Origin of the sequence: Methanobrevibacter sp., assembly GCF_045112895.1 — an archaeon.
Lineage (GTDB): Archaea > Methanobacteriota > Methanobacteria > Methanobacteriales > Methanobacteriaceae > Methanocatella.
In genome coordinates, this window is record NZ_JBGUIH010000013.1 from 45,934 (window position 1) to 58,802 (window position 12,869).

Annotated in this window: 14 protein-coding genes; 12 read left to right on the forward strand and 2 right to left on the reverse strand. The window is 37.3% G+C overall.

Annotated elements, in window-relative coordinates; genetic code table 11:
- The first annotated feature begins 66 nt into the window (after positions 1–66).
- The 9 genes from ACJMLD_RS03025 to ACJMLD_RS03065 all read left to right on the forward strand — a co-directional run bounded on the left by ACJMLD_RS03025 (position 67) and on the right by ACJMLD_RS03065 (position 8,674).
- On the forward strand, positions 67–1,074 hold the full coding sequence (locus tag ACJMLD_RS03025) for an acyltransferase family protein (protein WP_405267848.1): 1,008 nt from the start codon (positions 67–69) through the stop codon (positions 1,072–1,074).
- Between the two features lie 171 nt (positions 1,075–1,245).
- Positions 1,246–1,671 (forward strand): universal stress protein, encoded by a 426-nt coding sequence (locus ACJMLD_RS03030; RefSeq protein WP_405267849.1) that lies wholly within the window; start codon positions 1,246–1,248, stop codon positions 1,669–1,671.
- A gap of 19 nt (positions 1,672–1,690) precedes the next feature.
- The gene (locus tag ACJMLD_RS03035) at positions 1,691–2,095 is read left to right on the forward strand and encodes a hypothetical protein (protein WP_405267850.1); all 405 of its coding nucleotides are present in this window, start codon (positions 1,691–1,693) and stop codon (positions 2,093–2,095) included.
- 36 nt (positions 2,096–2,131) lie between these two features.
- A complete protein-coding gene (locus ACJMLD_RS03040) occupies positions 2,132–3,817 on the forward strand; it encodes a CDP-glycerol glycerophosphotransferase family protein (RefSeq protein WP_405267851.1) in 1,686 nt (561 codons plus the stop codon).
- A 186-nt stretch (positions 3,818–4,003) separates the two neighbouring features.
- Positions 4,004–4,837 (forward strand): amino acid ABC transporter substrate-binding protein, encoded by an 834-nt coding sequence (locus ACJMLD_RS03045; RefSeq protein ID WP_405267852.1) that lies wholly within the window; start codon positions 4,004–4,006, stop codon positions 4,835–4,837.
- 30 nt (positions 4,838–4,867) lie between these two features.
- Complete coding sequence (locus ACJMLD_RS03050) at positions 4,868–5,518, forward strand: amino acid ABC transporter permease (RefSeq protein ID WP_405267854.1); 651 nt, start codon at positions 4,868–4,870, stop codon at positions 5,516–5,518.
- A gap of 9 nt (positions 5,519–5,527) precedes the next feature.
- Positions 5,528–6,211 (forward strand): amino acid ABC transporter ATP-binding protein, encoded by a 684-nt coding sequence (locus tag ACJMLD_RS03055; protein WP_405267856.1) that lies wholly within the window; start codon positions 5,528–5,530, stop codon positions 6,209–6,211.
- Positions 6,212–6,302: 91 nt separating this feature from the next.
- Positions 6,303–7,685, forward strand: a complete 1,383-nt coding sequence (locus ACJMLD_RS03060) for a hypothetical protein (RefSeq protein WP_405267858.1) — start codon at positions 6,303–6,305, stop codon at positions 7,683–7,685.
- A gap of 8 nt (positions 7,686–7,693) precedes the next feature.
- Entirely contained in the window at positions 7,694–8,674 is a 981-nt protein-coding gene (locus tag ACJMLD_RS03065) for a glycosyltransferase family 2 protein (protein WP_405267860.1), read from the forward strand.
- On the opposite strand, the gene ACJMLD_RS03070 is transcribed toward ACJMLD_RS03065, so the two are convergent.
- A complete protein-coding gene (locus ACJMLD_RS03070) occupies positions 8,641–9,519 on the reverse strand; it encodes a hypothetical protein (protein ID WP_405267862.1) in 879 nt (292 codons plus the stop codon). The two genes, ACJMLD_RS03065 and ACJMLD_RS03070, sit on opposite strands and share 34 nt — an antisense overlap.
- Positions 9,520–9,590: 71 nt before the next feature.
- On the opposite strand from ACJMLD_RS03070, the gene ACJMLD_RS03075 reads away from it, so the two are divergent.
- From ACJMLD_RS03075 to ACJMLD_RS03085, 3 genes are all read left to right on the forward strand, one after another.
- The gene (locus tag ACJMLD_RS03075) at positions 9,591–10,037 is read left to right on the forward strand and encodes a hypothetical protein (RefSeq protein WP_405267864.1); all 447 of its coding nucleotides are present in this window, start codon (positions 9,591–9,593) and stop codon (positions 10,035–10,037) included.
- 54 nt (positions 10,038–10,091) lie between these two features.
- The gene (locus tag ACJMLD_RS03080) at positions 10,092–10,775 is read left to right on the forward strand and encodes a zinc ribbon domain-containing protein (protein ID WP_405267866.1); all 684 of its coding nucleotides are present in this window, start codon (positions 10,092–10,094) and stop codon (positions 10,773–10,775) included.
- Positions 10,776–10,856: 81 nt separating this feature from the next.
- Positions 10,857–12,179, forward strand: coding sequence for a UDP-glucose dehydrogenase family protein (locus ACJMLD_RS03085; protein WP_405267868.1), 1,323 nt, complete (start codon positions 10,857–10,859; stop codon positions 12,177–12,179).
- A gap of 47 nt (positions 12,180–12,226) precedes the next feature.
- Here the strand turns inward: ACJMLD_RS03085 and ACJMLD_RS03090 are convergent.
- Positions 12,227–12,869, reverse strand: a 643-nt coding sequence (locus ACJMLD_RS03090) for a hypothetical protein (protein WP_405267869.1), incomplete at its 5' end; no start/stop codon positions are given.

The window sequence follows — 12,869 nt, forward strand, 5'->3', positions numbered from 1 at the left end:
ATTGTCACTATTCTTCTGTTTTTCTATGCTAATTTTAAATAGCATTTGTTATATAATAGTTAACATATGACAACTGCAGCAATTTCAAATAGAATCAACAGGTTTGACAACCTCAAGGGCTTAGCAATCATATTGGTTGTTGTAGGCCACCTGATCTATTTGAAAAAGACACAGGAAATCGATCTCATCCGCAACTTCATCTATATAATACATATGCCGATATTCTTCTTTGTATCAGGATATTTCTCAAAGATTGATGAAGACCAACCCATCAAGTCCTTCAAAAGGCTGATGATTCCTTTCATGCTGTTCTGCATTTTATATTGGCTGTTTCAGAAATATGTGCTTCTTGGACATCCCAGAACATTATTCATTAATCCGGGCTACGGATTGTGGTTTCTGATTTCACTGTTCTTCATGAAAATGCTGCTGCCGGTAATGGACAAATTGAGATATCCTGTGCTGACATCTTTTGTTTTGGCGATTGCAATAGGATTTATCGACTGCAATTTCCTGGGAATCTCAAGGACATTCGTCTATATGCCTATTTTTCTCATCGGATTCTACTATAAGGATTATGCTTCAGGATTTTCAAAAAAATATGGCTCAATATATTCAATCTTATGCAATAGAAAGGTAATACTGATACTGGCCGCCTTGACTGTTTTGGCATTGGTCATCTGCGCAAATGCCTTTTCGATAAATCTCATTTGCCTCAAATACCCTTATCATGGATTTGATTTATATGAGATGCTATCAAGGGCCATAATAATATGCCTTGGAATCATATCCACCTTAATTCTAAATCAGCTTATGACAAACAAAGACATATTCCTGACAAAATTCGGTAAAAACTCTATGAGCGTATATATTTTCCATCTCTTTACACTCAAAATTCTTTTGGATATCCTCAAGCCATATTACGCAATTCATCCCGCAATGGCATTGATTTCAGTATTTGCCATATCATTAATTATCGTTTTTGTCCTCTCAAGAGACTTTGTCACAACATTTTTGAATATTGTTGTCGATGAAATATTCAATTTATTCTTTAAAGGTTCTTATGCCAGTTAGCAGTATGATGGTGATGTATTGCATATGCCTGAAAAGGTGAAAAACAATAAATGTTGATTATGAAGTGCAATAAAATTGTTTTGGGTGAATTATTGGAACTGACTAATGAATGGCCTTAAACTATAACAATTAATAACTATTAAATCAATAGATATAATTAAAGGTGTTTAAATGTATAAGAAAATTTTACTCCCAACTGATGGGTCTGGTTATGCAGACCAGGAGATAGATAGGGTAACCAAATTAATTTCTGATGATGGAGAAATCATTGTCCTGTCCGTTGCAGGGAAATTGACTTCAAGTGCATTCCAAAGCAGAAGGAATGTCAAGGAAGTTAATGCGGGAATGCTTAAGGAAGCAAAGGAAAACGTTGCCAAAATGAAGGAAAAATTCCCTGAAGGCTATAACGTTAGGACTATGGTAAAGACAGGTTTTCCAGCTGAAACCATTAATGAGGTTGCCGAAAAGGAAGGTGTCGAGTTAATTGTAATCTCATCTTCAGGAAAAAGCGGACTCCACAAGTTCATTATTGGTAGTGTCGCTGAAAAGGTTCTAAAGACTGCGGAAATCGATGTCCTATTGGTCCACAACAACTGAATTATCAGGAGTGAGCTAGATGGATACGGATAGGGATATAAAAAAGATAGCTCTTATAGCCTTTATAGCAATCATTGTTGTTTCTATTCTGGCTGTAGGATACATTTCCATGAACACAGCCCATACCAGAGTTGCAATCACATGCAATGAGACCATAAAGAATGGGGATTATATCACCGTTCAGCTTAAGGATGACTACAGGAATGTCATTCCCGATCAGGTCATCGATTTGAAGATTCTGGATGATTCAGGTTGGGCATACAAGTACAATGTAACAACAGATGAGCTTGGCCGAGGGTATATACAGGTTCTTGGATTGGAAAACGGAAACTATACTGTTCATGCAAACTTCAATGGGACACTGTTCCTAAAAGAGTCACACAGCAATTTTGCATTTGCAGTGGATGATGGATATTCATATTAAGGACTAATCCATCCCTTTTACTTTTTTTGTGATAAGATGGGCTTTAAGGACAAATTCAGGAATTTGAATGAATGCAGAATCAATTCTGCCATCTATGATGCTTATTATAATAAGGATATTAACGAAAAGATCGTTTATGTCGAATCCAGAAACGGTTTTGATTTTGCAGGAAACATGTTCAGAATCGTTGAAGAGCTGTCAACTGGAGATTACGGTGACTTCAGGATATATGTATTCGCACACAGCCACGTAAAGCCTAAAATCGAAGATTTCATGAAAAGCCATAACCTGAAGATATATGAAATCATCACCTCACCGGATAGGGCTTCAGAGATTTTGCACACCGCCAAATACATATTTACTGATTCAGGAATCAGATACAAATACGTAAAAAAGCCAGGCCAGATTTTTGTAAATACATGGCATGGAACAATAATGAAGCTGATGGGCATTGACAACAACCATGAAAGGCTTACAATGGGAATAATTCAGCGTTCACTTCTTTTTTCAGACTATTTGATCTTTCCAAGCGATTATCTCAAAGAAAGATTGCTGAATTCCTTCATGCTTGATGGGATATATCCCGGTAAGATGCTGCTTGAAGGATATCCAAGAAACAGTGTCTTTTTGGATGATGGACGAAGGGATGAACTCAAAAATGAATTCGGCCTGCAGGACTTTGAAATCTTCATCTACATGCCTACCTTCAAGGGCCTTGTGGATGACAGGAAAAATGAAAAGCAGAAGGATGATGTAGATAAATTCTTAGGGGAAATTGATGAAAACCTTAAGGACAGCCAGATTCTCTTTGCCAAACTGCATCCATATAACACACAAAAAATCGACTTTTCAAGATTCGACCATATAAAACCTTTCCCCAACGGATTTGAAATCTATGATATAGTTAATATGGCCGACTGTCTGATTACTGACTATTCAAGCGTCTTCTTTGACTTTGCAAATACCAGAAGAAAGATTATCATCTTCAACTATGATGAAGAGGAATATCTGAAGGATCGCGGACTGTATTTCCCTCTATCAGACCTGCCGTTTCCAAAGGTTCAAAGCGTAAGCGATCTGATGAGCGAAATGAACAGCCCTAAAGATTATGATGATACAGAATTTATTGAAAAGTTCTGTCAATATGAGCGAATGGAGGCGGCCAAATATATATGCGAGGCCATTTTCAAGAACGATAATTCCTCCCAATTGGAGATGATTGAAAACGGCAAGCCTAATGTCCTGCTTTATGCCGGAGACTTTTCAGATAAGGGCACCGTTGACTCTTTAAATGGATTTGTTGAAAGGATTGACACCACAAGGTATAATCTATTTGTTTCATTCTGCCCTTGGATGAAAAACATAAAGGAAAATCCGCAAGACATTTTCAAAGACATCCCACAGAATATCGGATTTTTGCCTTTCAGCTATAACCTGATGCCTACAGTAAGGGAAAAACTGAAATACAATCAATTGTCCGGCAATAGCCAATATGACGATTCCCTGAAAAGATTCTTCAAAAGGACATTCGAACAGCAGTATGGTAATTTGAAATTTGAACATATAATCGATTTTGATGCCGATGATTTGGAACGGGCCCTGATATTCGACAATGCCTGCGATAGCTTCCATCTGTTTTCCAAATCAGAATCAAAAGTCGAAGGCATAATAGATGAGGATTGCATCATAAGGGATTTGGATGCACTATCTAAACTGCTATAAATCTATTTTTTAAACCAATATTCCGAAATGATGAAAAAATTATAAATCATTCAAGTTATTAATAAATTTTCTCCATTTTTTAATACATTATACAATCCAAAGATAAATACATAAATATATAAAAAAATAAAACTTATAATTGTAGAAAAAAATTCTACATATAGTTATAACTATTTGGTGTTTTAAATGAATAAAAAGATAGGTTTTATTTTAGCTTTGGTAGTAATATCATTGATGATGGTATCTACCGTAAGCGCAGGTTTATTTGACTTTATGGGTGGTGACGATGCAAACGCAACCGCTAACGATGAAGACACCTTCATTGTAGGTTTCGATGCTGAATTCCCTCCATATGGATATAAAGACGACAGTGGAAACTATGTTGGTTTCGACTTAGACTTAGCGAAAGAGGTTTGTGAAAGAAACAATTGGACATTCCAAGCACAACCAATCGATTGGGATGCAAAAGATGCTGAATTAGACTCCGGTTCTATCGACTGTATTTGGAACGGATTCACCATCAACGGAAGAGAAGACGACTACACCTGGTCTGAACCATACATCGACAACAAACAAGTTGTAGTTGTAAAATCAGATTCAGGCATTAAAACTTTAGAAGACTTAGCTGGCAAAACTGTTGAAACACAAAAAGACTCTTCAGCTTTAGCTTCACTCCAAGGTGACAACAAAACTTTAGCTGATACCTTTGAAACTTTAACCGAAGTGGCTGACTATAACACCGCATTCATGGACTTGGAATCAGGTGCATGTGATGCTGTAGCTATCGATATCGGTGTAGCACAATACCAAATTTCATCAAAAGATAATCCTACCGATTACCTTATCATAGGTCAATCAATCTCATCTGAACAATATGGTGTTGGATTCAAAAAAGGTAACGACGCTTTAAAAGACCAAGTACAAGAAACTTTAGATGAAATGTTTAAAGACGGAACCGTTGTTAAAATCGCTCAAAACTACAGTGATTCCGGTGTTCCAGGATCTTTAATCCTTAAATAAACTGATTAGTGCGAGGGGAGAATTGGACTTATGATTTTAAGTAATGTAATTTCGCAATTGCTTGGAGGTATGGTTACCTCAATTGAAATATTCTTGCTTACATTGCTCTTCTCTCTTCCTCTCGGTTTGTTGATAGCCGGAGGAAGAATGAGCAGTTTCACACCTATCAGATGGTTGATGAAGATTTATATTTCAATAATGAGGGGTACACCATTGATGTTGCAGTTAATCGTTGTGTTCTTTGCTCCGTATTATGTGTTCGGTATCAACCTTTCAGCGGACTATAGGTTTGTTGCAGTTATCATTGCATTTACAATGAACTATGCGGCTTATTTTGCTGAAATCTACAGAGGGGGAATTGAAGCTATTCCTAAAGGACAATATGAAGCGGCTCAAGTTTTAGGATACAGCAGACTGGAAACATTCTTTACAATTATTCTGCCTCAAGTATTCAAGATAATTCTTCCTTCAGTAACTAATGAAGTAATCACTCTTGTAAAGGATACTTCTCTTTCATTCGTTATTGCAATTCCGGAAATGTTTACAGTGGCCAAGCAAATTGCAGCAGCGGACGCATCAATTGCAGCATTGCTCGTTGCTGGTTTATTCTACTACATATTCAATATACTTGTTGCATTTGCCATGGAACACTTAGAAAATAGAATGAGTTATTATGATTAGAGGGGTATTATGAGTCTGCTTGAAATTAAGAATCTTAAGAAAAGCTTTGGAGACAATGTTGTTCTAAAAGACATTTCACTTAAGGTTGAAAAGGGTGAAGTATTGTCAATCATTGGTCCGTCAGGATCAGGAAAATCAACATTGCTCAGATGCATTACAGGTCTTGAAGAGGAAGACAGCGGAATAATCGACTTTGACGGAACTTTCGGTTTGGTTTTCCAGAATTTCAACTTGTTTCCGCATCATTCCGTAATGAAAAATATTGCAAATGCTCCTTTAAAGGTTCAAAAAAGGGAAAAAAGCGAAGTTTATGCTCATGCCCGTGACTTGCTTAAGAAGATGGGCCTGGAGGATAAGGAAAACGCTTATCCTTGCGAACTGTCAGGGGGCCAACAGCAAAGGGTTTCAATTGCAAGAGCCCTTGCGATGAATCCGGATATCCTATTCTTTGACGAGCCTACCTCAGCGCTTGACCCGGAACTCACAGGAGAAATCCTTACAGTCATTAAGCAGCTGGCTGCTGAGCACATGACCATGGTTATCGTTACCCACGAGATGAATTTTGCTCGAAACGTATCAGATACAATCATATTCATGGACGGTGGTGTGATTGTGGAGGAAGGTTCACCTGAAGAGGTATTTTCATCCGACAATCAAAGAATGAAGGAATTTTTAGGAAAATTCAACGATTAAATTTTTAATTTAATCCTATCTTTTTTTATTTGTTTTTAGAAATTTATTTTAATTATTATCGATATAGTCATTACTATATCTGGTGATTATATTGAGTGAAGCTGATAAGTTAATTATTTCTTTCAAGTTTCCGCCTGATAGCGACATCAGCGGAATCGTTGTTGCCAAAAGGATTATCAATGATAATTCAAAAGTCGATGTGCTGCACAATCATGTTGATGATGAATCCCTGAATTTCGAAAAGCTTGATGATCTAATAAATGAAAGGCTGGAGACATATGTCGATTCGAAAAGGGACTCTGTTGAATGCATATTTAATTTCAAAAATCAGGGATTGGATTTGATTGGAAATAGACAATACCGCGAAATCTACAGCAGGTCATGGTACATGTCAAACCACTATCTGGCCCTTGAATACAAATTCATGCATCCCGATGTGGTCTGGACTGCTGAATTTTCAGACCCTATCTTGAGAAACATGCAGGGAAACATCAAAGATTACAGGTCTGCACAGCTCGATAATCAGGAATATATCGACAGATTCAATGCCAAAATTGAAAAGCTCAATTTCAAGACACTGGAAAATCCTGCAAACACATTCCACATTGCCGAGTATATGACGTTCCTCTTTGCGGATACTATCATTTTCACCAATGCCAATCAGAGGGACATGATGCTGGAACCCTATGATGATGAGATAAAACAACTGGTTATCAATAAATCACAGATTATTCCTCATCCGACATTAAGCGAAGAGTACTATCACCTGAAGGAAAGCGACCTTCAATTAAGCGATGATGACATCAATATAGCATACTTCGGCACATTTTACTATACATTGAGGCATTTCGAACCACTGTTCTATGCATATGAGTCTCTCAATCACAAATTCAAGGACAGAATAAAGTTTCACATATTCCTCAACAGCGATGAATTCATAAACGTTCTTATTGGCGAACTGGACTTTAAAGACAATATCATCATAAGAAAGCCTTTGGAATATCTCGAATTCCTCAATGCAACAACCAGATTTGACATACTGCTCATCAATGATACTATAACCGAAGGCAGGTTCGCTGTCAATCCATATCTTCCGTCCAAGCTGTCAGACTGCAAAGGTTCCCTAAAAGACATGTGGATAATATATGAAGAGGACTCCACATTGTCGAAAGCGGAGGCAAAATACAAATCATCCATATATGACTATAATCAGTCACGGAAAGTTCTGGTTGATATCCTAAAGGATTACGGATATGAGGATGAGGATTGTGGCTTTGATGATGGATATTTTGAAAAGAGAATAACCGATTTAAATGGAATTGTTAAGAAAGAGTTTGATGAAAAGAACAGACTCAAAGCCCAGAACTCCAGATTGAAAAGGAAAATCAAAAAGCTCAAAGCCGAAAATGAAGAGATATTGTCTTCAAACAGCTGGAAAATCACCAAACCCCTCAGGAGTCTTAAAAAAAGATAGGTTAAAATATGGCAAAGGTTTCTATTATCCTAACGGCATTCAATGAAGAGAAATATATTGGAAAGGCTATAGAAAGCATTCTGGCTCAGACATTTGAAGATCTGGAGCTGATTGTTGTAAATGACGGATCCACCGACCGTACTCTAGACATCATAAACGGCTTTGATGATAGTAGAATTAAACTCATCAGCCAGGAAAACCGCGGTCCAGGAGCCTCAAGAAATAGGGCCCTGAAAATTGCCCAGGGCGAATATGTGATGTATCTTGACGGGGATGACTGGTACAGTCCGAATGCCGTTGAAGTTGCATATCATGAAGCCAAAGGCAGAGACACTGATTTTACCTTTTATCAAATGATTAACTATGACGACAAGACCGGAAAGATTTACGAAAACGACTGGTTCAACCTGACCATCTTTGATGAAAGCTTTGAAAACACCGTTTTCAAGGCAAGCGACTATGAAGGCTCAATCTTTGACATGTCCGTTGGAGTATGCCAGAAGATATACAATACCTCATTTTTAAGGCGCATCGATGCGAAGTTTCCGGAAGGAATATTCTTTGAGGACATGCCGTTCTTCTATTATGTCCTTCTTAAGGCAGAAAGGATTTCAATAATAAAAAGGCATCTCTACTACAGAAGAAAGCATGATGCATCAATAACCCATGTCGTTGACTGCAAGTTCCTCGATACCGTGCCTGCGGGCCAGGAACTTATGAGAATTTTCATTGAAAATGGATGGTATGATGCATACAAATTTGACCTGCTTGCATACAAAATCAATGGTCCTCGGTTTGCTTTAAGGGACATTGAAGAAAACTGCAAGATTCCTCTTTATGAGTTGATTAAAAAGGACTATCTTTCAATTAAACAAAGTAAATATTATCAGGACTTCCTTGAAAACCTTGGCCCTGTCAAGAAAAAGTTTTTTCAGGACATAATCAGTTCAAAGGACTATGATGACTTCATCACATTGAACCAGGCATAATCATCGCCGGCATATATGCTGACCAATATGCAGGTCATTGAAATTGCTATATACACAACAACCACCGCCAATGGGCAGTACATCAAAAAGAATATGAGTCCAAGAATCTCGAATGCCACGAACAGCATTTTTTTGTTTAGGACATTGATGTAGGACAATATGCCCAATACTATCGGAGTGAATATGACTGCAAGAATAAGCCATATGCATTCGAGCAATGGTGTCAAAGGAACAACATCGAATCTGAAGAGCCAGATGTATAGATACATCTCAAGAACTGTCAGGAAAAATCCCTGAACACCGCCTGCAACGGCCTGGGCCATTGTATGCTTTTCAAGGGTGACGCGTGACCAGATAAGAATAGGATATAGAATTCCAAAGAGTGCGCCGATCGGTCCCAAAAGCAATATCAAAGCGCCAACCGGACCTGAAAGGCCAGTTGTGTGAACGCTTATCTTCCATTTGAAGGTGATTAAAAGCACAACGCCTGTGTTGACAGCATAGCATAAAAGCAGTGCGGTAAGAAAATGGTCAATGCCCAAAAACAGAGACACCAGAAATCCGATGAAATATGAGACGATTCCAACTATCAACGGGGTGAAGCGGTCCTCCCTATTTGAAATGTCGCTGTCGGTATCAAGCTTTTTAACCCAATGAAGTATGATTGCCATAGGCAAAACTGATGCAAAAACAAGTGAAATGAGTTCCAAAGCAATAAATTTGTAGAAGTCAAAAGCGCCGTTTTCAAATGACAATATCAGACAGATAATCAAAAATAATGGAATGCACAGAATCGGCGGATTTGTGAACGTTGATATCGCTTTGGCTATCTTCAATCTTTCCATGATAATACTATATGAAGTTATCCTATATAATTGAACTAGTTTTTTATACTACCCACGACTATATAACAAACATGGAGTTCATTCTGGATAACAAGAAATATTCGATTTTGAATCACGAATTGTTTGTCAATTATCTTATGGTCGATAACTATTTCAGACACAATTATTGCAAATATGACTATGACATCAGATTTGATTTCATTGAACCTATTTTAGAAAAGGACAAGGTGGAATTTGAAGATATCCTGAAAGGAACGGAGGTTCTTGAGGAGATGCTTGAAAAAGGCGAAATCAGTTTCCCTCCAAACGGGGTGAAGATAGACCAGCTCTCCAAAGAGGAGTTCAATATATCTTATCAGAACCTTATTTTCGAAAATATCAGAATAGGAGAGGCAATACCATTCCTGATTGCCTTAAACTCTCTTGTAACATATAAGCCAATAATTACGCTGGACCAAATCAGCGAGGAGCTTGAATATTTCATAGATAAATTCAGGTCATATAATGAAAATATTTAATATTGTTAATAACATATTATTAAGTAACTATTATTCTTAAAGGTGATATTTGAAATGAACTGTCCAAATTGTAATAGTGAAAACAGCGATTCCGCAAAATTCTGCAAAAAATGTGGAACTCCACTTAAAAAGAAGACAATTGACCATCAGAACATGATCAATTCAATCAATAATAAGAAGACAGACTCAGATAATACTACAAAATACATCATTATCGCTTTGGCCATTATTGCGATTGCCCTTGCCGGCGTATTTGCATATGTCGGATTTGCAAACAATAATCATAGTGATGATAATTCTCAAATTCCACTGGAAAACAATGCACAAGTGCCTAACAATGATTCACAAGCATCACAGGCCAGCCAGACTACTCAATCTAGCCAGCCGGCACAATCAAGTTCGGTTCCCGCAAAGAGCAGCATGGAAATAGGTGGCGGTTCCTTCTCAACAGGCAGCAGTTTGTCTGACAAGACATATGCAAGCATTTATGTCGGACCTGAACATTCCGGAGAAAACATAAAAATCCAAATTAAATACTCCAGAGACGGATCCAGCCTGAACAAGGGAAACATGGTTCCAAAAACAGTTGATTCATCAGGATACATTAATGTAAGAAGTGCCGATGCATATAAGTATTATCCGGATTTTGCAACAATAAAGATTTTTGATACATCAGGCAACCTATTGGATACTCAAAGCGTTTCCTTAAGTCCTGAAAGCGGTACTCAATACTTCTGATTGAGTATTCCTTTTTTCTTTTTTTATAAAAACTATTTAACTTATAAACTGTATAACTTATTATATATTTCAGGTGAGCTGATGAACATAACGATAATAGGAACTTCCAATGTTGGCCTTGTAACTGGCGCTTGTTTTTCAAAGATGGGAAACAAGGTTTATTGTGTAGACATTATTGAAGAGAAGATTGAAAACCTGAAGAACAATATTCTGCCGATTTTCGAGCCGCAGCTTGACGGCATTGTTGAAATATCACAGGAACGCGGAGATTTGATATTCACAACCGACATCAAGGAAGCTCTAGATAATACCGACATCATCTTCATTACGGTAGGGACTCCTATGGCAGATGACGGCAGCGCAAATCTGGACTATGTATTCGATGCTGCAAGGGATATTGCAAACAATATAACCCATGACTCACTTGTTGTAGTAAAATCAACAGTTCCAGTCGGGACATGTTTTGAAGTTAAAGAGGAAATCGAATCCATATTGAATGAAAATGATTCTGACGTAAAAATCCGCATTGCATCAAATCCAGAATTCCTAAAGGAAGGAAGCGCCGTAAACGACTGCCTGCATCCTGACCGCATAGTAATAGGGGCCGAAGAGGATGAAGTCTTTGAGATAATGAGAGATCTATATTCATCATTTGTACTGAATCATGAAAGATTCATCTTTATGGATATCAAATCATCTGAAATGACCAAATATGTGGCAAATGCAATGCTTGCAACCAAAATCTCATTCATGAATGAGATATCCAACATTTGTGAAGCTACAGGCGCTAATATCCAGAATGTAAGAATAGGCATAGGGTCAGATAAAAGAATAGGATATGACTTCATCTATGCGGGATGCGGATATGGGGGCAGCTGCTTGCCGAAAGATGTTCAGGCACTCATCAACACTGCAAAATGCAATGGCTATGAACCTAAAATCATTTCGAATGTTGAAATCGTAAATGAAAAACAGAAAATGAAGCTTGCAGAAAAGATAGTCAAACGATTTGGCGATAACTTGACAGGCCTTACGTTTGCAGTTTGGGGTTTGTCCTTTAAACCCTATACTAATGACGTGAGAGAGGCAACATCATTGGTAGTCATACCTGAATTAATCAAAAAAGGAGCTAAAATCAAGGCATATGACTCACATGCAGTTCAGGAATTTATGAATGCCCTTGATGATATATATCTGGATTCAATAGAATTTGCAGATAACAGATATGATGCGGTAGATGGATGTGACGCTTTGATTCTAATCACCGAATGGAAAGAGTTCAGAAGCCCCGATTTCGATTTGCTTTCAGAGAAGCTCAATCAGAAAATCATATTTGATGGAAGAAACATCTACGACAGAAAAATAGAGAACAAAGGATTTGAACTATATCAAATCGGCTGTTAATTATCAAAATTATTAAAAAAAAATAAAAAAATTAGGAAAAAGTATTCCTAATTAAACTTATTATATCCTACAATAGCAGCAATCAATAAGACTAAAATCAAACCGGATATTTCCAATATATGATTATTGTTTTCCGGAGCAACTTCAGCATCATTGTTCACTTCTTCAGTACTGTTTTCGCTAGCGTTTTGATCATCATTTGTATTGTCGCTAGCCACGACTGCAGATGATGTTAAAATGCTTTTTGAAACTGAAACTGGATTATTATTAATAGGATTAGATGAATCAGGTCCCATTGAAGTTACTGGTTTGTCGTTGGAATTTTTTTCTGTATTATCTGATGTGACTTCTTTATCATTGGAAGTTTTATTAGTGGTATCATTATCATTTGCATTGTCGGAAGCGGATGATGTAACCATAGGTGTCATGCCATTGGAATATGCAGCAGCACCATAAGCATAAGCTTTATAATAAAGAGTTCTATTTAGATACTTTACAGATGAATTATTGCTGTAAGCATCAGGACCGTCATAAAATGCCCAGTCTGTAGTAACAGGATAATATGTGGCATTTTCAGAATTATTTTCATCATCGATGAATTGCCAACTCTCATCATCTAAATCATCAGAATCTTCGTCATCATAATCTTCCCAATCCTCATCATCTAAATCATCAGAATCTTCGTCATCA

Coding starts and splice junctions, on each gene's coding strand:
- ACJMLD_RS03025 (WP_405267848.1), top strand. CDS start 67: ATGACAACTGCAGCAATTTCAAATAGAATCAACAGGTTTGACAACCTC.
- ACJMLD_RS03030 (WP_405267849.1), top strand. CDS start 1,246: ATGTATAAGAAAATTTTACTCCCAACTGATGGGTCTGGTTATGCAGAC.
- ACJMLD_RS03035 (WP_405267850.1), top strand. CDS start 1,691: ATGGATACGGATAGGGATATAAAAAAGATAGCTCTTATAGCCTTTATA.
- ACJMLD_RS03040 (WP_405267851.1), top strand. CDS start 2,132: ATGGGCTTTAAGGACAAATTCAGGAATTTGAATGAATGCAGAATCAAT.
- ACJMLD_RS03045 (WP_405267852.1), top strand. CDS start 4,004: ATGAATAAAAAGATAGGTTTTATTTTAGCTTTGGTAGTAATATCATTG.
- ACJMLD_RS03050 (WP_405267854.1), top strand. CDS start 4,868: ATGATTTTAAGTAATGTAATTTCGCAATTGCTTGGAGGTATGGTTACC.
- ACJMLD_RS03055 (WP_405267856.1), top strand. CDS start 5,528: ATGAGTCTGCTTGAAATTAAGAATCTTAAGAAAAGCTTTGGAGACAAT.
- ACJMLD_RS03065 (WP_405267860.1), top strand. CDS start 7,694: ATGGCAAAGGTTTCTATTATCCTAACGGCATTCAATGAAGAGAAATAT.
- ACJMLD_RS03070 (WP_405267862.1), bottom strand. CDS start 9,519: ATGGAAAGATTGAAGATAGCCAAAGCGATATCAACGTTCACAAATCCG.
- ACJMLD_RS03075 (WP_405267864.1), top strand. CDS start 9,591: ATGGAGTTCATTCTGGATAACAAGAAATATTCGATTTTGAATCACGAA.
- ACJMLD_RS03080 (WP_405267866.1), top strand. CDS start 10,092: ATGAACTGTCCAAATTGTAATAGTGAAAACAGCGATTCCGCAAAATTC.
- ACJMLD_RS03085 (WP_405267868.1), top strand. CDS start 10,857: ATGAACATAACGATAATAGGAACTTCCAATGTTGGCCTTGTAACTGGC.